Annotated in this window: 15 protein-coding genes; 2 read left to right on the plus strand and 13 right to left on the minus strand. The window is 72.0% G+C overall.

Features of this window, described 5'->3' with window-relative positions:
- Window positions 1-51: 51 nt before the first annotated feature.
- From AB0I32_RS24305 to aspS, 4 genes are all read right to left on the minus strand, one after another.
- Window positions 52-627: a DUF4190 domain-containing protein gene (locus AB0I32_RS24305; protein ID WP_357510745.1), complete on the minus strand. Its 576-nt coding sequence runs from the start codon at window positions 625-627 to the stop codon at window positions 52-54.
- 119 nt (window positions 628-746) lie between these two features.
- Window positions 747-1361 carry a DUF4190 domain-containing protein gene (locus AB0I32_RS24310; RefSeq protein WP_357510747.1) on the minus strand — a complete coding sequence of 205 codons (615 nt, stop codon included), beginning with the start codon at window positions 1359-1361 and terminating at the stop codon, window positions 747-749.
- A gap of 140 nt (window positions 1362-1501) precedes the next feature.
- Window positions 1502-2092, minus strand: coding sequence for a DUF4190 domain-containing protein (locus AB0I32_RS24315; RefSeq protein WP_357510749.1), 591 nt, complete (start codon window positions 2090-2092; stop codon window positions 1502-1504).
- Between the two features lie 187 nt (window positions 2093-2279).
- Complete coding sequence (gene aspS / locus AB0I32_RS24320) at window positions 2280-4073, minus strand: aspartate--tRNA ligase (protein ID WP_357510751.1); 1794 nt, start codon at window positions 4071-4073, stop codon at window positions 2280-2282.
- A gap of 107 nt (window positions 4074-4180) precedes the next feature.
- Here aspS and AB0I32_RS24325 point away from each other — a divergent pair, with 107 nt between their 5' ends.
- Window positions 4181-4651, plus strand: a complete 471-nt coding sequence (locus AB0I32_RS24325; protein ID WP_357510753.1) for a PPOX class F420-dependent oxidoreductase — start codon at window positions 4181-4183, stop codon at window positions 4649-4651.
- 15 nt (window positions 4652-4666) lie between these two features.
- Here the strand turns inward: AB0I32_RS24325 and AB0I32_RS24330 are convergent, their stop codons facing one another.
- Genes AB0I32_RS24330 through AB0I32_RS24340 form a run of 3 tightly spaced genes read right to left on the minus strand, consistent with a single transcriptional unit; the run spans window position 4667 to window position 9155 of the window.
- Window positions 4667-6451 (minus strand): insulinase family protein, encoded by a 1785-nt coding sequence (locus AB0I32_RS24330; RefSeq protein ID WP_357510755.1) that lies wholly within the window; start codon window positions 6449-6451, stop codon window positions 4667-4669.
- The gene (locus AB0I32_RS24335) at window positions 6448-8178 is read right to left on the minus strand and encodes a hypothetical protein (RefSeq protein WP_357510757.1); all 1731 of its coding nucleotides are present in this window, start codon (window positions 8176-8178) and stop codon (window positions 6448-6450) included. Before AB0I32_RS24335 ends, AB0I32_RS24330 begins: the two co-directional genes overlap by 4 nt.
- Window positions 8175-9155: a hypothetical protein gene (locus AB0I32_RS24340; RefSeq protein ID WP_357510759.1), complete on the minus strand. Its 981-nt coding sequence runs from the start codon at window positions 9153-9155 to the stop codon at window positions 8175-8177. Before AB0I32_RS24340 ends, AB0I32_RS24335 begins: the two co-directional genes overlap by 4 nt.
- A 149-nt stretch (window positions 9156-9304) precedes the next feature.
- Between AB0I32_RS24340 and AB0I32_RS24345 the strand changes: the two genes are divergently transcribed.
- Window positions 9305-10519, plus strand: a complete 1215-nt coding sequence (locus AB0I32_RS24345) for a pyridoxal phosphate-dependent aminotransferase (RefSeq protein WP_357510761.1) — start codon at window positions 9305-9307, stop codon at window positions 10517-10519.
- A 90-nt stretch (window positions 10520-10609) separates the two neighbouring features.
- On the opposite strand, the gene AB0I32_RS24350 is transcribed toward AB0I32_RS24345, so the two are convergent.
- The 6 genes from AB0I32_RS24350 to AB0I32_RS24375 form a co-directional block, all read right to left on the minus strand.
- On the minus strand, window positions 10610-11980 hold the full coding sequence (locus tag AB0I32_RS24350) for an alpha/beta hydrolase (RefSeq protein WP_357510763.1): 1371 nt from the start codon (window positions 11978-11980) through the stop codon (window positions 10610-10612).
- A 310-nt stretch (window positions 11981-12290) separates the two neighbouring features.
- Entirely contained in the window at window positions 12291-14342 is a 2052-nt protein-coding gene (locus tag AB0I32_RS24355) for a hypothetical protein (protein WP_357510765.1), read from the minus strand.
- A 259-nt stretch (window positions 14343-14601) separates the two neighbouring features.
- Window positions 14602-15723 (minus strand): Rv2578c family radical SAM protein, encoded by a 1122-nt coding sequence (locus AB0I32_RS24360; protein WP_357510767.1) that lies wholly within the window; start codon window positions 15721-15723, stop codon window positions 14602-14604.
- 67 nt (window positions 15724-15790) lie between these two features.
- Window positions 15791-17161, minus strand: coding sequence for a histidine--tRNA ligase (gene hisS / locus AB0I32_RS24365; RefSeq protein ID WP_357510769.1), 1371 nt, complete (start codon window positions 17159-17161; stop codon window positions 15791-15793).
- 30 nt (window positions 17162-17191) lie between these two features.
- Window positions 17192-17875 carry a DinB family protein gene (locus tag AB0I32_RS24370; protein ID WP_357510771.1) on the minus strand — a complete coding sequence of 228 codons (684 nt, stop codon included), beginning with the start codon at window positions 17873-17875 and terminating at the stop codon, window positions 17192-17194.
- Window positions 17872-18534: an MBL fold metallo-hydrolase gene (locus AB0I32_RS24375; RefSeq protein WP_357510773.1), complete on the minus strand. Its 663-nt coding sequence runs from the start codon at window positions 18532-18534 to the stop codon at window positions 17872-17874. Before AB0I32_RS24375 ends, AB0I32_RS24370 begins: the two co-directional genes overlap by 4 nt.
- Window positions 18535-18733 lie beyond the last annotated feature (199 nt).

Here is an 18733-nt window from a genome sequence, read left to right on the forward strand (position 1 = left end):
ACGTGCGGGGTTCCAGGGCGCTGTGCTCCGTAGCGAGCGAACTGATCGGGCTCATGTCTGGGAGACCGCGAGCCCCGCTCCGAGGAGCCCGACGAGCACTATGCCGAGCCACACCAGGATCCCGGCGCCGAACAAGGCGATGTTGATCCAGCCGAGGATGAGTCCGGCCGTCGCCGCACCGGTGTTGTTCGCCAGGCCGTCCCGGATCGCCTTCCTGCTGGCGTTCCCGGTGGCGACCGCGACGATGCCGAGGACGAGCGGGCAGAGGATCCAGCTCAGGATGCCGGTCACCAGGGACCAGACACCCAGATCGTTCTTCGGCGGCGCGGGCGCGTAACCGTACGGCTGCGGCGCGCCGTACTGGTACTGGACCTGGCCCTGCGGCACGTGTGGCTGCAGCTGCCCGGAGGGGTACTGGCCGGAAGGGTACTGGCCGGTCGAGTACTGGCCGGTCGGGTACTGCCCGGTCGGGTACTGCCCAGGGGCCTGCTGGCCCGTCGGCTGCGGCCCTGTCGGGTACTGCCCGGTCGAGTGCTGCGGGGACGGGGGCTGGTCCCCCGGCGGCTGCGGGACAGCCGGCTGGTTCGGCGGGTCGTGGGGGACGTACCCGTCGTCGGGCTGGGTCATCGGGGGCTGCCTTCCAGGCTCAGCCGCGCCACGCGGCGCGGACACAGGACGACGAGTCAGCCCGCCGCGACCGAGAAGTTATCACCTCGGATGCGGCGGGCTGACAGGCTACGGGTGTCTCAGCTGTTCTCGAGGTTCTCGAGCTCGTCCATGAGCTCCTGGAGCTCAGGGTCCATGGTCTGACCGCTGTCGCCGTACTCCTGCTCCATCTGCTGCTGGAGCTCCTCCTGGAAGGCCGGGTCGTTGACCGCCGTTGCCGCCATGATCGCGCCGGCGATGAAGAAGCCGACCACGACGGTGGTCCACGCGATGCCGACCCAGCCGGTGATGATGCCCACGAGGCCCATGGCGCCGTTGTCGGCCTGGCCCTCCTGCTGGGCCTTGCGGCTCTTGTGCCCCGTGATGATCGCGGCGATACCCGTGAGCAGGCCGCAGCCCAGGACTGCCAGGATGCCCAGCACGAGCGACCACACGCCGAGGTTGTTCTTCGGCAGCGGCGCGGCACCGTACGGCGCGGGCTGCCCACCCTGCGCGTAGACCGGCGCCTGCTCGTACTGCTGCTGATAGGGCTGCTGCTGGTTCGGCTGCTGCTCGTACGGCTGCTGCTCGTACGGCTGCTGTTCGTACGGCGCGGGCTGCCCGGGAACCGAGCCCGGCGGCGGTGTGGCCGGCTGGCCCTGCTCCGGCTGCTGCGGCGGGTCGTACGGCGACTGGCCGCCGTCAGGCTGGGTCATCGTGCTGCCTTTCTGATTGCGTGGTGCCGGGGCTGAACCGGCGGAGAGAGGCCAAACCTACAGGTCGGGGACCGTCCGGGGCACGTGAAACACACGCCCCCGCCCGGGGAGATCTGCCCGGGCCCGTGCGGGCCGATGGGTCAGTAGCCGTAGCCGTTCATGTCGTTCACGTCGCTCCACTCGCCGAAGGCTCCGGCGAGCAGCCCGGCACCCAGCAGGATGAAGAAGAGCACGATGCCGAGGACTGACAGCGCGATGTTGACCCAGCCCAGGATCAGACCGGCGGTGGCCATGCCGCGGTTGTCCGCCAGGCCCTCGTCGGCGGCCCGGCGGCCCATGGTGCCCGTGATGACCGCGGCGACGCCGAGCAGGATCGGGCACATGACGTAGCTGAGAATTCCGGTGATCAACGACCAGACGGCCAGGTCGTTCTTGGGCGGCGAGGACGCATACCCGTACTGGCCCGGGCCCGGGACCGGGGCCGCGGGCTGCCCGTATGCCCCAGGGTCGGCAGGCTGCTCGTAGGGCGTGCTCACGGCGGGCTGCCCGTAGGGCGCGGTAGCACCGCTCTGCTCGACGGATTCCGTGCGCTCGAAGGATTCCGTGCGGTCAGGGTCCGCCGAGCCGGCCGGGGGCTCCGCGCCGAGCGACGACTCCGGCAGTGGCTGGGTGGGCTGCGTCCCCGGGTCCTGCTGAGGATCGCGCGGTGTGCCGCCTACGTTCTCGGTCATGAGGCTTCCTTCCAGGTCTGAGTCCCGGGGTGCCGGGACCGGCGCCCCGGTTCCACCTAACCAGTGATGGAGTGGGCACGCCCGGGAAACACGCGGGTCAGACGCGGTAACGGAGCCTCGGTCGTGACACGGCCGAGGCCCGGCCGGAGAAGATCTCCCCGGCCGGGCCTCGGTCATGTACCTCTGGTCAGGCCGTGGTGGTGGCCGGCACCGGCACTGCGGCCTCGGGCTTGAAGTCCACGCCGGCCTCCTTGCGCTGCTCCGGCGTGATCGGCGCCGGGGCCGCCGTCAGCGGGTCGAAGCCGCCGCCCGACTTCGGGAACGCGATGACGTCGCGGATCGATGCCGACTTCGTCAGCAGGGCGACGATGCGGTCCCAGCCGAACGCGATGCCGCCGTGCGGCGGGGCGCCGAACGCGAAGGCGTCGAGCAGGAAGCCGAACTTCTCCTGCGCCTCCTCCTGCCCGATGCCCATGACCTCGAAGACGCGCTCCTGCACGTCACGCCGGTGGATACGGATCGAGCCGCCGCCGATCTCGTTGCCGTTGCACACGATGTCGTAGGCGTAGGCCAGGGCGTCGCCCGGCGCCTCCTCGAACCTGTCGATCCACTCGGGGGTGGGCGACGTGAAGGCGTGGTGCACCGCGGTCCAGGCGGACGAGCCGAGGTCGACGTCGTCGTCCTCGCCGGCCGGCTTGAACAGCGGCGCGTCGACGATCCACACGAACGCCCAGGCGTCCTCGTCGATCTGGCCGGTCCGGTGCGCGATCTCGACGCGCGCGGCACCGAGCAGCGAGCGGGAGTCCGAGGTCTTGCCTGCGGCGAAGAACACCGCGTCGCCCGGCTCGGCGCCGGTGACCTTCGCGAGGTTCGCCCGCTCGTCGTCGGACAGGTTCTTGGCGACCGGGCCGCCGAGCTCGCCCTCCTCCGAGAACGTCACGTACGCGAGGCCACGCGCGCCGCGCTGCTTGGCCCACTCCTGCCAGGCGTCGAACTGCCGGCGAGGCTGGGACGCCCCGCCCTGCATGACGACGGCGCCCACGTACTCCGCCTGGAAGACGCGGAACGGCGTGTCGGCGAAGAAGTCGGTGAGCTCGACGATCGGGTTGCCGAAGCGCAGGTCGGGCTTGTCCGAGCCGTACAGGCGCATGGCCTCGTGGAACGTCATGCGCTGGATCGGCGTCGGGATCTCGACGTCGACCAGGGCCCACAGCGCCTGCAGGATCTGCTCCCCCAGGGCGATGACGTCGTCCTGGTCCACGAAGCTCATCTCGACGTCGAGCTGCGTGAACTCCGGCTGCCGGTCCGCGCGGAAGTCCTCGTCGCGGTAGCAGCGGGCGATCTGGTAGTAGCGCTCCATGCCGCTGACCATGAGCAGCTGCTTGAACAGCTGCGGCGACTGCGGCAGGGCGTACCAGGAGCCGGGCGCCAGACGGGCGGGGACCAGGAAGTCGCGGGCGCCCTCCGGGGTGGACCGGGTGAGCGTCGGCGTCTCGATCTCGACGAAGTCCTGTGCGTCCAGCACGCGCCGCGCGGCCTGGTTCGCCTTGGAGCGCAGGCGCAGCGCGGCGGCCGGGGCCGGCCGGCGCAGGTCGAGGTAGCGGTGCTTGAGGCGCGCCTCCTCGCCGATGACCTCGGTGTCCGCGAGCGCGGTGGAGACCTGGAAGGGCAGCGGGGCCGACTCGTTGAGCGTGACGACCTCGGTCGCGACGACCTCGACCTCGCCGGTGGCGAGGTTCGGGTTGGCGTTGCCCTCGGGGCGGCGGCCGACCTCACCGGTCACCTGCAGCACGTACTCCGCGCGCAGCGGGTGGGCGATCTCCTCGTCCCGGATGACGACCTGGGCGATGCCCGATGCGTCACGCAGGTCGATGAACGCCACTCCTCCGTGGTCACGGCGGCGATCGACCCAGCCCGTGAGGGTGACGGTCTGGCCGATGTGCTCGGCTCGTAGCGAGCCGGCCGTGTTGGTGCGGAGCACTGAGAGGTCCTTCCAGCGTGGGGGTGAGGTCCCAAGATTCTAGTCATCGTCGCGGGTCCTTGGCGCCGTCGGCCGGGGTGTGGGTGGTCCGGCGTAGCCTGGCGCCCATGCCAAGGACCATCGCGACCAACACCACCGTGACCCGTGACGAGCTGCTGGAGTTCCTCCGCTCGCGCCGCAACGGGATCCTCGTGACCAGCAGGGCCGACGGCGCCCCGCAGCTCAGCCCCGTCACCTACGGCGTGGACCCGCAGGGGCGCGTCGTCGTCTCCACGTACCCGGAGCGGGCCAAGGTGAAGAACCTGAAGGCGCGGCCCGCGGCGTCGTTCATGGCGCTGGGCGAGGACTTCGGCGAGGCCTGGGTCCAGGTGGACGGCACCGCCGAGGTGCTGGACGTGCCCGAGTCCGTCGAGCCGCTGGTCGACTACTTCCGCGCCGCCGCGGGCAAGGAGCACCCCGACTGGGACGAGTACCGCGCGGCCATGGTCGAGCAGGGCAAGTCGATAGTGCGGATCACGATCGAGCGCTGGGGTCCGGTGGCGACGGGCGGGTTCCCTGCGCGGCTCGCGCAGGGCTGACCCGCCCGCCGGCCGTCAGCCGTTCTTCGGGTCACCCTTGTCGTTGCCGCCCAGCCGCAGGATCGCCCGGTAGGAGAGCCAGGTCACGCCGGCGCTGACGAGACCCGCCGCGGCGGTCATGGCGAGCTTGGGCCACGACCCGTCCCCGTCGAGCCAGCCGCCCACCTCGCCGAGGAGGATGACGCCGGACAGGAACGTGCCGCCGAAGGCCGCGAGCAGCACCAGGATCAGCGCGAGGGTGACCACGAGCTTGCCGAGCTCGAGGGCGGCCCGGCCGGTGCCGGCCACCGCAGCTCCCGCGGTCCGGAGGATCCCGTCCTCCTCGACCTCGCGGTCGGCGCGTGCCCGCCCCGCCCGGTTGATCTGGTCCTTGTCCGGCCGTTCCGGTGCGGCCTCGCGGGGCACGTGCACCGTCAGCTCATCGGGCACGTGCCGGTCGACGAGCTCTGCGACCTGCGGCCCGTCAAGGTCGTCGTGGAGGGTCGGCTCGAACGGTATCTGTGCACCGTCCAGCCCGACCAGGAGCCGGCCACCGTCCGGGTGGGCCAGCAGCACGGCGGTCTCGTCGAACCGGACAGTGGTCCGTGTCCGCCCGTCGCGCAGCGTGGCGCCCGCGTCGCCGACCACGACCGTGGCGTCGGCGTCGATGCGCTCGAAGGCTCGGCCCGTGACGGGTTCGCCCGCCCCACGGGTGACGAGCGACGTGCCCGCCCAGCCCTGTCCGACGGGTGCGACCAGCAGCCCCGAGTCCCACGCCTGGTGTGCGAGCGAGGTGACGTCGGCGGCGGTCACCGCGGCGATCGCGGCACGCCGCTCGGCCGGCGTCGGGACCGGCCGGCCCAGCAGGGTCCGGACGGCGTCGTCGGGCAGCCAGGCGGCTTCCTGGTGCGGTTCGTCGAACGTGACCAGGAGGTGTGCGCGTGCTGCCTCCAGCTCGTCCGCGCCGACGGCGTACCGGAGCCGCCCCCAGGTGTCCAGGAACTCGCCCGTCGCCGCAGCGGCGGTCTCGGCACGCAGTCCCGCGGCGATCTGGAACGTGGCCCGTTCGCCGTCGAGGACGCCGACCGACGTGGACACGTCGTACGTCCAGCCGCGGTCGTGGCGCAGGTTCTTGAACAGCGCCCGTCGAGCGACCTCCGCGAGCACGACGGCTGCCGGCACGTCCGGCACGAGGGCGTCCCAGAGCACCTTCGTCCCGCCCGCGGGAGCATCGGCGGGCAGCGGCTGCTTTGGACCGTGGACGGGCGGTGGCGGTGGCAGCGCCGCCGCGCCCACGGCGTCGGGCAGCGGGAGGTCCAGGTCCGGAGCCGTCTCCCCGGTGAACCAGGCGACGGCGTTCGAGCCGGCGAAGCGCTCGCGTGCCCAGGCCCGCAGGTGCTCGTCGGTCGTCCGGTACAGCCCCGTGTACTCACCGGGTCCGAGGCCGTAGCCCTGGAACCCGTGTCGCCAGGGCGGCAGCGCGCCGCCGTCGGCCGCGCGCTCGCGCAGCGCACGGGTCTCGGTCTCGCGGTGCCGTACCGGCAGGTCCGCCAGGGCGCGCGACAGGTCGCGCAGCGTGGCCCGTACCCGGTCCTCGGACCCGCTCACGCGTACCTCGGTCACGACGGGCCCCACGGAGGCGGCGACCTCGAGCCCCGGTCGCTCGACCGCACGGAGCGCGAGCGCCACGACGAGGGCCGTGGTGCCGCTGGTGGGCAGGGTCTCGTCGGCGTACCCGACCCGGAACACGAGTCCGCCCGCCGCCCGCCCCGGTCGGTGTGCGTACAGCTCGCGCGGGCGGGTCTGCGCGTCGGTGGTCATCGGCCTTCCTTCGGGTGTCGCTTCTTGATGAGGCCGTAGGTCGCCCAGCCAAGGGCGAGCACGGGCAGGAAGCCCAGTCGGACGTTGACGTCGAAGGCCTCCTGCAGGAGCAGCTGACCCCCGCCGAGCACGACCACGCCCGCCGCCCAGAGGCCGAGCACGAGGCCGACCGTCGCCAGCACCGAGCGTGGTCCGGCGTCGGCCTTGCGACGCGGAGCGGCTTCCTTCGCCGGCGGCCGCGGCACCGGGATGTCGTCCGGCTCCCGCGCGGGCAGGTGCACCACCACGTTCGGCGGGACGCGGTGGTCCACGTGCGCGGCGACCGCCGCCGGGTCAAGTCCGCCGTACAGGGTCGGCTCGATCAGGACCCGGAACCCGTCCGCCCCCGTGAGCGCGCGAGCGCCGTCGGGCACGGTCTCCAGCAGCACGCAGTCCTCGAACCGGACGGTGACGGCGCCCTGAGGGGTCACCGTCCCGACGCCGTCGGCCGCCAGGACGAGCGACATGTCCGGTACGTCGATCCGCTGGAAGCTACGGCCCTCGGCGCGCTGCTCCGACCAGCTCGCCGTGGGGTTGATCCCCGCCCAGTCCATGTCGACCGGGCCGAACCACAGCGCGTTCCCCCATGCCTCCCGGGCGACGGCCAGGACCTCGTCCGCCGTGACGCTCTCGACCTTCTCCCGCATCCGCTCCGGTCCCTCGAGCGGGCGCCCGGTGACCATGCGGTGGGCCAGCCCTGGAAGGAGGTCCGCCGCGGGCGCCTCCGCGGCCTCGGTGAGCTCCTCGACGGCTCCCGCACGTGCAGCGGCCAGGTCGTCGTCGGTCACGTGGAACCGCAGGCCGCTCAGCGCGTCGGCCAGACCTCCGGCGGCCGCGCCCTGTTGGTTCTCGGTGCCCTGGACCACCACGGACAGGCGCGTGTGCTGGGCGTCGAGGAAGTCGTGGTCGACGTCGATGGTGCTCGCGATGTCGGCGGTGCCGCGCAGGTCGCGGTGCAGCACCTCCCGGAGCACGCGGGCCGTCAGGCCTGCGGCGGTGCCGCGGGGCACGACGGTGTCGAGCGCGACGCCGTCCTCCAGTCCGGTGAGGTAGGCAGGGCCTGTCCCGAGCACGTCCGTGAGGACCGGCGGCGGCATCCGCTCACCCGCCGGCAGCCTCAGGTCGAGGCCATCGGGCAGCGAGTCCGCCGTGACCCAGGCGACGGCGTTCTCGCGCGTGAACCACGTGGACGCCCAGTCGAGCACCTCGTCGGTCGTGATCCGGTCGAGGCCCCGCTCGCCGTACCCCGCCAGGCCGAAGCCGCGAGCGCCGTGCCTGCTGATCCGGAGGCGTGCGCCGAAGCCGCGGTGCTTCCCCGCGGCCTCGGACCGGAGGATGTCCTTCTCGGTGTCGATGAGATCCACCGGCAGGGCGCGCAGCGCCGAGCAGACGTCGTTGAGATAGGTGACGACGTCGGTGGCGGAGCCCGTGACGTGGAACAGGGTGATGTCCGCGTGCGTCTGCCCGTTCAGGTGCGCCTCGCTGAGGACCTGGCCGCGCAGGGCGAGGTGCTCGATGAGGTGGGTGATCCCCGAGGTGGCGAGCGTCTCGTGCGCCGAGCCGACGCGGAAGATGATCCCGCCGCCGGTGTTGCCCTCGCGAGGCGCGAGGAGCACCGGGACGCCGTCGGCCTCGGCGAGGGAGACGCCGGGGAACTCGGACAGGTCGGGGAGCGTGACGGCGGTCATGCGCGTGCGCCCGCGGGGCCGCCGGCCACCTTCGCCGCAGCCTTCGCGGCCGCGTCACGCTGGGTGCGGTACATCTGCTCGGGTGCGTTGTAGTAACCCCACGCGCCCTCGACGGGCGCCTGTCCGACGGCGGCGAAGTGCAGCCACGCATCCGCCGGCACGCCTGCCAGCGAGAAGAACATCGCGAGGTTCGTGTGGGCGGTCGCGGTGGCAGCGCTCGCCGTGTGGTGGGGGTCCCACACCGACTGCGTCGCCGCCTGGCGCACCCGGTCGACCATCGCCGGCGGGACGGTCTTCTCGCCGTCGACCCAGCGCTCGATCGCCAGGTCGACCACGAGCAGGTGGCCGAGCGATCCCGGTCCGGCCTGTGCGGCGCACTCCGTGACGAACGCCGAGGCCTGCTCCCACGAGCCGCCCCACTTGGGCACGACCTGCTGGAGACAGACCCGCTGCGCGGCGAACACCTGCGGGTCGAGAGCGGCCAGCCGGTCGTACCGGCGCCGGGTCTCACCGATCCCGAGGCCGAGTCCGCGGGACGTCGTGATCCGGGCTTCCCAGGCAGGCAGGTAGCCGGGGTGCTGCGCGCACACGTCGAACAGGATCCGTTCGGCCCGGCGCAGCCAGTCGTGGAACTGCTCGAACTGGCCCGCGGAGACGAACTGCGCCCGGGCGTGCGACCGGGCCTCCCAGCCCTCCGTGACGTACCTCAGCGCGCGCAGGGTACGCGCGAGCGGCGTGCCGTCGTCGGCCGCCGAGATCGCCTCCGTGAGCCGGGACCCGTCCCGGCCGACCGCGTGATCCGCGATCGTCCACAGCGCGGCCAGGAGGTCGTCGGTCCGGGTGAGGCCGCGCAGGACGGCGAGCGCCGAGGCGACGTCATCCGTCTCGCAGGCTGCTCGCAGCGCGGCGCCGTCGGGCAGGTGTGCCCAGGGGTCGAAGAATTCGGCGGTCGGTGCCGCGTCATGTGTGGTGGCCATCAGTTACCTGTCCGGGTGTTCGAGTGCTTGGGGGCGTCACTGCCCGACCGGAGGCTACTGGCGCGGCGGATCCCGTCCGGGCGGAACCGGCTTGTTTGCCCGGGTGAACTTCGTACGACGTCCGCCGTGCGGTCTGAGAGCATGAGCCGGTGCGAGAGATCAAGCAGAGCCGCAAGCTGAAGTCCGTCCGCTACGACGTCCGGGGTCCGATCCTCGAGGAGGCGTACCGGCTCGAGGCGGAGGGTCACAAGGTCCTCAAGCTGAACGTCGGCAACCCGGCGCCGTTCGGGTTCGAGGCGCCCGAGGCGATCCTGGCGGACATGATCCACCACCTGCCCGACGCACAGGGGTACAGCGACAGCCGGGGCATCTACTCGGCACGCACGGCGGTCGCGAACTACTACCAGACCCACGGCCTCGACACGCGGGTGGACGACGTCTTCATCGGCAACGGCGTCTCCGAGATGATCAGCCTGGTGCTGCAGGCCCTGATCGACGACGGCGACGAGGTGCTGATCCCCGCGCCGGACTACCCGCTGTGGACCGGGGCGGTGAGCCTGCAGGGCGGACGGCCGGTGCACTACCTCTGCGACGAGTCCAACGGGTGGAACCCCGACCTGGAGAACATCGAGTCGCTGATCACTCCCGCCACCCGGGCGCTGGTGGTCATCAACCCGAACAACCCGACGGGCGCCGTCTACAGCGAGTCGACCGTCAAGGGCCTCGCGGAGCTGGCCCGCAAGCACGACCTGATCCTCCTGAGCGACGAGATCTACGAGAAGATCCTGTTCGACGGCGCCACGCACCACCACACCGCGACCTTCGCCGCCGACGACGTCCTGTGCATCACGTTCAGCGGCCTGTCGAAGGCGTACCGGGTCTGCGGCTACCGGTCGGGCTGGGCCATGATCTCCGGCCCCAAGCACCGGGCCAGGGACTTCCTCGAGGGCCTCACCCTCGTCGCGAACATGCGCATGTGCGCCAACGTGCCCGCACAGCACGCCATCCAGACGGCGCTGGGCGGCTACCAGTCGATCGAGCAGTTCATCGTGCCCGGCGGCCGGTTCTACGAGCAGTCGATGCTCGCCGACAAACTGCTCAACGACATCCCGGGCGTGACGTCGGTGCGGCCGCGCGGGGCGCTGTACTGCTTCCCGCGGCTTGATCCCGAGGTATACCGGATCAAGGACGACGAGGCCTTCGTGATCGGGCTGCTGCGCGACAAGAAGATCCTGGTCACGCACGGGACCGGCTTCAACTGGCCGGAGCCCGACCACTTCCGCCTCGTGACGCTGCCCGACGTCGACGTCCTCACCGAGGCGATCGGCCGGATCGCCGAGCACCTGGAGACCCTGCGCGCCTGAGGGCCGCCTCCGCGAGGTAGAGCGCCTGTCCGGGACTCCCTGTGTCGACAGGAAGACCCGGACAGGCGCTCTACCTCGCGGGGACGACGGTCAGCCGGCCGGTGCGAACGGCACGAGGTCCTGCTCGCACACCGCGCCGTCGTCGGCCTCGAGCGTGACGAGGTACTCCGCGATCGCCGCGTCGGCGCAGCTGCTCCTGCCGATCGTCGTGTGTCCCCAGCCGTCGACGGTGAGCATCCGGGCGTCCGGCCACAGGGAGGCGTACGGCGCGGTGAAGTGGTAGCTCGTGGCCGGGTCGAACCGGGTCCCGATCACGAGCACCGGCTGCTGCGTCGTCTGCTGCCACGGGCCTTCGTACGCGTCCTCGTCGTCGACGGGGACGAACTCGCACTGGATGCCGAGCCAGCCGCGGAACAGCCCGAAGTGCGGGTACTGCTCGTCGAGCGCCTCGACCTTGGCCGGGTAGGACGACACGCGGCCCGGGAAGTCGGCGTCCGCGCAGACTGGGCCGACCTGGCCACCGATGGACTGATAGTCCTCCGAGATACCGAGGCGGCGCAGCAGCTCGCTGATCGACGGGCCGGAACCGGAACCCCGGGCCTCGGCGCTCGGCGCCGGGACCACGCCCGTCAGCACCGCGAGCTGCGCGACGAAGGCCGCCTGGTTCGTCCAGTCCGCCGAGTCCCACATCGTGAAGAACATCTGGCCCACCAGGTGGCCGTACCCGAACGTCATGGTCGTCCCCGGGCCCGTCGGGAGCTCGACGGGCTGCTCCTTCAGCGCCGCGTAGACACCCTCGACGACCTCGGCCGGGTCTCCCAGGGCGTTGAGCGCGCACCGTTCGCCCGCCTCGGTGCAGAGCCGCACGAACTCGGCGTACGTCTCGCTGGCGCCCTCCGCCTGCCGGATCCGGTCGCCGAAGAGCTTGCCCTTCGCGTCTCCCGTCCACACCCGGGGGTCGAGCGTGCCGTCGAGCACCATGGCGCGCACGTTGTCCGGGAAGAGCGCCCCGTACGTCGCGCCGAGGACCGTGCCGTACGAGTAGCCCACGTAGGTGAGCGTGTCCTCGCCCAGCCGCTGCCGCAGCACGTCCATGTCGCGGGCCACGTTGGCCGTCGACGCCGTCGCCAGGCGGTCGCCGCCGAAGATCGTGCAGCCCCTGGCGAGCGTCGCCGCCTCACGGACGAACCGAGCGTTCTCCGACTCGTCCTGCGGGAGGATCAGGCTCGACGCCATGAACTCCTGCTCGTCCTCCAGCGTGGGGAAGCACGTGGTCGGATCGGACATCCCGATGCCGCGCGGGTCGAAGCTGACGATGTCGAAGCGCTCGCGGACGGACGCGTCGAAGAGCCCCTGGCCGATCCCGTGCAGGGTCGCCACGCCCGGCCCGCCGGGCCCGCCGAAGTTGACCACCGCGCTGCCGATGCGGTTCTCCTGGTCCAGCGCGGGCAGGCGGGTCACCGCAACAGTGGTGGTGGGCCCCTGCGGCTCGTCGTAGTCGGAGGGACCTCGATCGTGGCACAGTCGAAGGCCGCAGCAGCCTCGTTCGCACACGTGGTCCAGGGGATGTCAGCCCTAGCCGCCGTGGCTGCCGGTGAGGTCTTGGTCGCCGACTGGGCGGGCGCGGCACCCACGGCCAGCAGCGAGCCGACGAAGAGGAGGGACAGGACTGGGGAGAGGGCCGCGCGTGCTCGGCGCGACGCCGTCGAGCGCAAGATCATGCGCCGAGTGAAACAGGTGAATCAGGGCCGCGCCACGAAAGTTCGCCCGGTCAGGACTTCTTCGCTTCGGCGCGGGGCAGTGCGTACAGGATGGTCTCGTCGCCCTGCGGTGCCACGACGAACGCGATGTTCTTGGTCACCGCCGCGACCGGTGCGGCCTCGCCGGGAGTCTCGGCGACCTTGAGCTTGACGCCGTCGGGGCCCACGACCGCGACGGCCGGCTTGCTCTGACTGGTGCCGTAGACGGTCCGCCCGACCACTGCTTCGGGAGTCAGGTCCCCGAGGTCGGCGACAACGGGCTTGGGGCCGACGTCCACGAGGACCGGCCCGATCGTCCGGGACGAGCCCGCGCGGTCCCGCAGGGGCTCGGCCTCGGGCGGGAACGCGGACGAGCGGATCAGGCCGCTCGCGCGGATCGTGTTGCGGTTCAGGCCGACCAGGGCCAGGACGTCCTTCGCCGAGTCCTTCGTCTGCCAGACGACGGCCAGCTGGTTACTGCCCACGGCGATCGCCGCGGTCGGGTCGCCGACCGCCTGCTTGGGCCGGGGCAGGTTCTTGCGGACCGGATCCGCATCGGGGCTGATGGTCCACCAGACACCAGGACCGACCGCGATGACGTGCTGGGGGGTCGCGGCCACCGGCGTCGCACCATCGGGCATCTCGAGGGTGACCGTGGCGCTCTCCTTGTCCAGGAGTGCCACGCCCTGGTCCGGGAGCACGATCAGCGGCGCCGGGCCGCCGTAGGTGACCTCGGCCTGGTCGCTGCCGAGGTCGATGGCGGTGGGCGCTACCCCGGCGGTTTCGGGGGCTCCCAGCGGCCACACGTGCAGCGCTCCTGGGCTGTCGGCGGCCAGCACGGGCTCCCCGCCGATCTGCGACAGGCGCAGGCCGTCGACGGGGTCCTTTCCTTTCCACGTGGTGGTTCCCGTGGCCCGGTCGTAGATCGTGAACGTGTCCTCTCCGGCGGCTGCGGCGAGCACCCCGCCGTCGGGGGTGAGCAGGATCTGCGGTTCGTCGCCGACCGGGACCGACCAGAGCGCGGTCCGGTCAAAGCCTGGGGGTGCCTGGGCCGGGAGGGTCGCTCCCGCGCCGGGCAGCGCGTCCACGGGGGCGGTCGGTCCAGGTCCGGGAAGGTTGCCGGTCAGGGCGACCACGGCGAACGTCCCGGCAGCGACCAGCACGACGGCCCCCGCGACGGCGACCGCGAGGAGCGCGGGACGCCGTCGGCGTGGTGCCGCCGGCTCGGCGGGGGCAGGCGCGTCGTCCACGGCCTCGCCATGGGTTCGCACGACGGTGTCGACCTCGGGCGGCTCGAGGAACGGCGCGGCGGCGACAGGTTCGCCGGGGGCTCGCACGAGCTTGAGGTCATCGGGCAGCTCGAAGACCGGCGCGCCGGCAAGTACCTCGCCATGGGCTCGCACGGCCGTGACCTCGTCAGGTATCTCCAGCAAGGGCGCCGCATCCACCACTGCTTCGCCGCGGGCGCGGGTGACCGTCTGGTCGTCGGGCAGCTCGAAGGGCGCGGCGTCGACGAGCTCACCGTGGGCTCGTACCACCGTGTCGTCGTCGGGCAGCTCGCGGGACGCCGGCCGGTCGACCGGAGCGGAGTCGGTGATCTCCTGAGGTCCGGTCGACATCGGTGTCGCCTGGGCCTGGCGGGCAGCACGCGCCCAGGCATCTGTGTCGGGCTTCTCGACGGCCGGCTCCTCGACGCCGGGCTCCTCGACGGCGGCCTCGGCCGGGCCGGTCGCTGGCAGCCCGGGGGTCGCCGCCCCGCCCGTGCCTGCCGCGCCGGGCGCGAAGACCGAAGGCGACGGCGCGGTGGGAGCGGGGCTCGCCGGGCTGCCGTCGTCGGCCTGGACGCGGCCGTCCGGATGAACGATCAGCGACCACTGCCCGTCCGGCTCGCTGGCCAGCACCCGCACCGGGCGCTGGAGCTCGGCAGCGGTGTCGGCGATACGCGAGAGGATCGCCAGCCGGGCTTCCTCGATGGTGACCGCCTGGATCGAGTGGCTGGTGCCGTCGATCGTGAGCTCGCCAGTGCCGTCGGGCCGGGCTACGGCCTCGACGCGGGGCCACTCGGGGACGGGGGCGGTGGTCATCGTGGTGCCTTTCTGGACTGCTGGCCGAGGGCGCGGCCTACCGTGGCCGGACAGGGTCGAGGATCGGGCTCGGTCACGGCCACACGGTAGCGCCGCAGGTCAGGGTACGGCGTAGAGGTCCCCCGGCGCGGGCAAACGTCCGCAGGTGCTCCACGGGCGCGGGTATCAGGCAAACCTGCTCGGCGTCAGACGGGTGTGGACGTGCACGCTAGCGTCGTGGGTCACGCTGCGGCGTACGGGCGGCGGCGCGAGCGCTCCATCAGAACAGGGTCTCGCTCCCGAGGTCGGCGACCAAGGACGCCGCACCGGCACCGTCGGGCCGCACCCCGCTGAACGCACCCCGCGGGTAGTCGCCCTCCACGTGCTGACCGCTCTCGTGTGCTCCGGCGGCCCGGGCGCGATGCATGGCCGCACCCCCGAGCCCGCGCTCGGCGATCAACGGCCGCACCCGCTCCCAGAGCCAGTCGCGGTACCCCTTGTGCGCGTAGGCGCCGCGCGCGTAGACCCGGCCGTAACCCTCCACGAGGTGCGGGTGGTCCCGTTCGAGCCAGCCCAGGTACCACTCGCGGGCACCCGGCCGCAGGTGCAGCGGCAGGACGGTGACGCCCGTCGCGCCGGCGTCGACGAGGTCGTCGAGAAGCCGTTCGAGGTGGGCGAGCGAGTCGGTGAGCCACGGCAGGACCGGCGCGACCATGACGCCGCACGGCAGTCCGGCGGCCCGGATCGCACGGATCAGGTCGAGGCGCGCGCGGGGTGTCGGCGTGCCGGGCTCGACGGCCTGCTGCAGCTCCTTGCCCGCCGGTGAGTCGGCGAACGCGAGCGATACCCCGAGACCGACGTCGACCTTCTCGGCGGCCTGGGTCAGCAGCGGCAGGTCGCGCCGCAGGAGCGTGCCCTTGGTGAGGATCGAGAACGGCGTGCCCGAGTCCGCGAGCGCCGAGATGATTCCGGGCATGAGCTTGTAGCGCCCCTCGGCCCGCTGGTACGGGTCGGTGTTGGTGCCGAGCGCGACGGCCTCGTGGCTCCAGGAGGGCTTGGCCAGCTCGGCGCGCAGCACCTGGTCGGCATTGACCTTGACGACTACCTGGGAGTCGAAGTCGTGCCCGGAGTCCAGATCCAGGTATTCATGGGTATTTCGGGCAAAGCAGTAAAAGCACGCATGCGAGCAGCCGCGGTAAGGGTTCACCGTCCACTTGAACGGCATCTGCGATACCGCCGGCACCTTCGACAGCGCGCTCTTGGCCAGCACCTCGTGGAAGGTCACGCCCGCGAACTCGGGCGATCGGACGGTCCGCAGCAGCCCGGCGGTGCGCAACCCGGGCAGCTCGAGCCCGGGAAGCGCACCGTCGTCATGATTGATCGCCTGACCGTTCCAACGCATACCCGATTCGAACACTCGTTCGAACGGGCGTCAAGTTGTTACGCGCGCGGCGTCGAACGCCGGGCGGTCACGGCACCGGGACGACCTGCGGCCAACGGTCCGCGTCGGACGGCGTCCACGTCGCGGCGTCGGCGTCCACCTGCTCGCCGGAGCGGATGTCCTTGACCTGGTCGGCGCCCACCACGCCGTCCTCCCCCGCGCTGCCCGGGAACCACACGAACGGGATGCCACGCCGGTCGGCGTACTTGATCTGCTTGCCGAACCTGGCGGCGCTCGGCGCCACCTCGACCGGGATGTCGCGGGCCCGCAGCGCGGTGGCCACGGCGTCGGACACCGCGCGCTCCTCCTCGGACGACACGGCGACGAGCACAGCCGACGGCACCGAACGCGTCGCCCGCACCAGCTCCGCGGACAGCAGGCGCGACACCAGACGCGAGACGCCGATCGACAGCCCGACGCCCGGGTACGTGTTCCTGCCGTCCGAGGCGAGCGTGTCGTAGCGGCCGCCCGAGCACACCGAACCGAGCTGCTCGTGCCCGACCAGCACCGTCTCGTAGACGGAGCCCGTGTAGTAGTCGAGCCCGCGCGCGATCTTGAGGTCCGCCACGACCACGCCCGGAGCACGCTCCGAGGCCGCCGCGATCAGCGCCTCCAGCTCGCCCAGGCCGGTCTCCAGCAGCTCGGTCATCGCGCCGTGCGACTCGGCGAGGGCACGGACCTCTGCGATCACCCCGACGTCCGACCCGGAGATGGATGCGAGCGCCAGGCAGGCCTTGGCCTGGTCCTCCGTGGCACCGCACTCGGCGACGAGCAGGCCGGAGACCTTCTCGGGACCGATCTTGTCCAGCTTGTCGATCTGGCGCAGCACGCCCTCGACGTCCTCCAGGCCGATGCCCCGGTAGAAGCCCTCGGCGACCCTGCGGTTGTTCACCAGGATGCGGACCGGCGGCAGGCCGATCCCGGCCAGCGAGCCGAGGGCCTCCGCGATGACGAGCGGCACCTCGACCTCGAAGTGGTACGGGAGCTCGCCCGCGCCGACGACGTCGATGTCGGCCTGGATGAACTCGCGGAAGCGGCCGTCCTGGGGGCGTTCGCCGCGCCAGACCTTCTGGATCTGGTACCGGCGGAGGGGGAACGCGAGCTTGCCCGCGTTCTCGAGCACGTAGCGCGCGAACGGCACGGTCAGGTCGAAGTGCAGGCCGAGCTGCTTGTCGGCGGTCTGACCGTTCTCCTCCTGCAGCCGCGACAGCAGGTAGACCTCCTTGGAGGTCTCGCCCTTGCGCAGCAGCTGGTCCAGCGGCTCGACGGCCCGCGTCTCGATCCCGGCGAACCCGTGCAGCTCGAAGGTGTGTCGCAGGGTGTCGAGGACGTGCTGCTCGACGATGCGACCGTCAGGGAGCCATTCGGGGAAACCGGAGAGAGGAGTGGGCTTTGCCATGCCACAGATCTTCCCACGAGCGGAGCCCTGTCAGCCCGGCCTTTCCACAGGCGCGTGCGCGACCAGCCGGTCGAGCACCTCGAGCTCTCCGCGTTCGTGCCACGCCAGCCGGCGCAGCACCTTGACGCTGGTCCAGCTCCCGTTCCGGTCGGACGACGACTCCAGGTGCAGTGCCATCTGGGACACCACGCGCCGCACGTGCTCGCCGGACTCCTCGAGCTCGGTCACCAGGTCGCTCGCCCGGTCCCGCGCGGGGAGCCCGAGCATCGGCAGGTAGTAGCGCGACTCGGTGTCCGCGATGTGCAGCGCGAGCTGCCCCACCGTGTGCCACCAGGCGTAGGGCGGGAGCACGCGGTCCGGCTCGCGGTAGGCCAGCACGCTGGGCGGCGCCGCGCGCACCAGCTCAAGGGTCCTGGCCCGCGCATGCTCGAGGATCGCGAGCGTCGTCTGTCGTTCCGCCTCCGACGCCGGTACCCGGTCCCGGGCGAACACCGTCTCGTCCCCGCTCCGCGCACGGTCCACGCGCTCCGCGACCTGGAGCTCCCCGGCCTCGACGGCCATGGTGCCGAGCCCGCACCGGACGCCGAGGTCGGCGAGCGCCGCGGCGTCGTCGGGTCCCTGGCCGCAGGTGCCCCAGTGCTCCAGGTCGAAGGTCCACGCCGCCGACCAGCCGTCCGCCGCCATCCCGGCGCGCTGGTCGACGTAGGCCTTCATATGCGTTCCGCGGCGAGGAACGGGTTGGTCTCCAGCTCGTGCGCCACGGTGGTGGCAGGTCCGTGCCCTGGCACGACGGCGAGCGCCGGGTCCAGCCCGCGCACCACCTCACGCAGCGTCTCACCCATCACCTGGCCCGAGCCGCCGTGCAGGTCGGTGCGGCCGACGGAGCCCGCGAACAGGACGTCTCCGGTGAGGATCACCGTGTCGTCGGGGCGGTAGAGCGTGGAGCCCTCCGTGTGGCCGGGCGCGTGCAGGGCGTGCAGGGTGACCTGCCCGAAGGTCAGCACCGCGGAGCCGCCGGGTGTGGCGAACGGTTCGACGACGGCGGGCGCGCGGTAGTCGTCGCGGTGCAGACCGAGTGCGGCCTCCAGCGCGGGGCTCAGGGTGCCGAACGGGTCGGCGAGCCGGTAGGCGTCGGCCTCGTGCAGGCGCATCGGCACGTCGTACCGCGCGCAGAGCTCGCCGGCGTCCCACGTGTGGTCGGCGTGGCCGTGCGTGGCGAGGACCGCGCGCGGGGTGAGACCCTCCTCGTCGACCAGGCGCGCGACGGCGTCGGCCACTCCCGCGCCGGCGTCGACGACCACGCAGTCGGTGCCGGAGGACACGACGCAGCAGTTGGTGCCGAACACGGGTGCGACCACGACACGGAGCTCCACGAAGCCCACGTTAGCGGTTGGCACCCTCGCTGACAGGCCCTCTTCACCCTTCGGTGAAAAGGTTCAGACAGTACGTCATGGCTTCCGATGCCTACACTGTCCCCGCACGGGGTGATTCGCCCCGGATCCGGCAGTGAATCGGTCCAGCGCGGCCAAGCCCCGGGTCGAGGCGAGCACAAGAGAGCACGGAGAAGGGAAC

Origin of the sequence: Promicromonospora sp. NPDC050249, from assembly GCF_040656015.1 — a bacterium.
GTDB lineage: Bacteria > Actinomycetota > Actinomycetes > Actinomycetales > Cellulomonadaceae > Promicromonospora.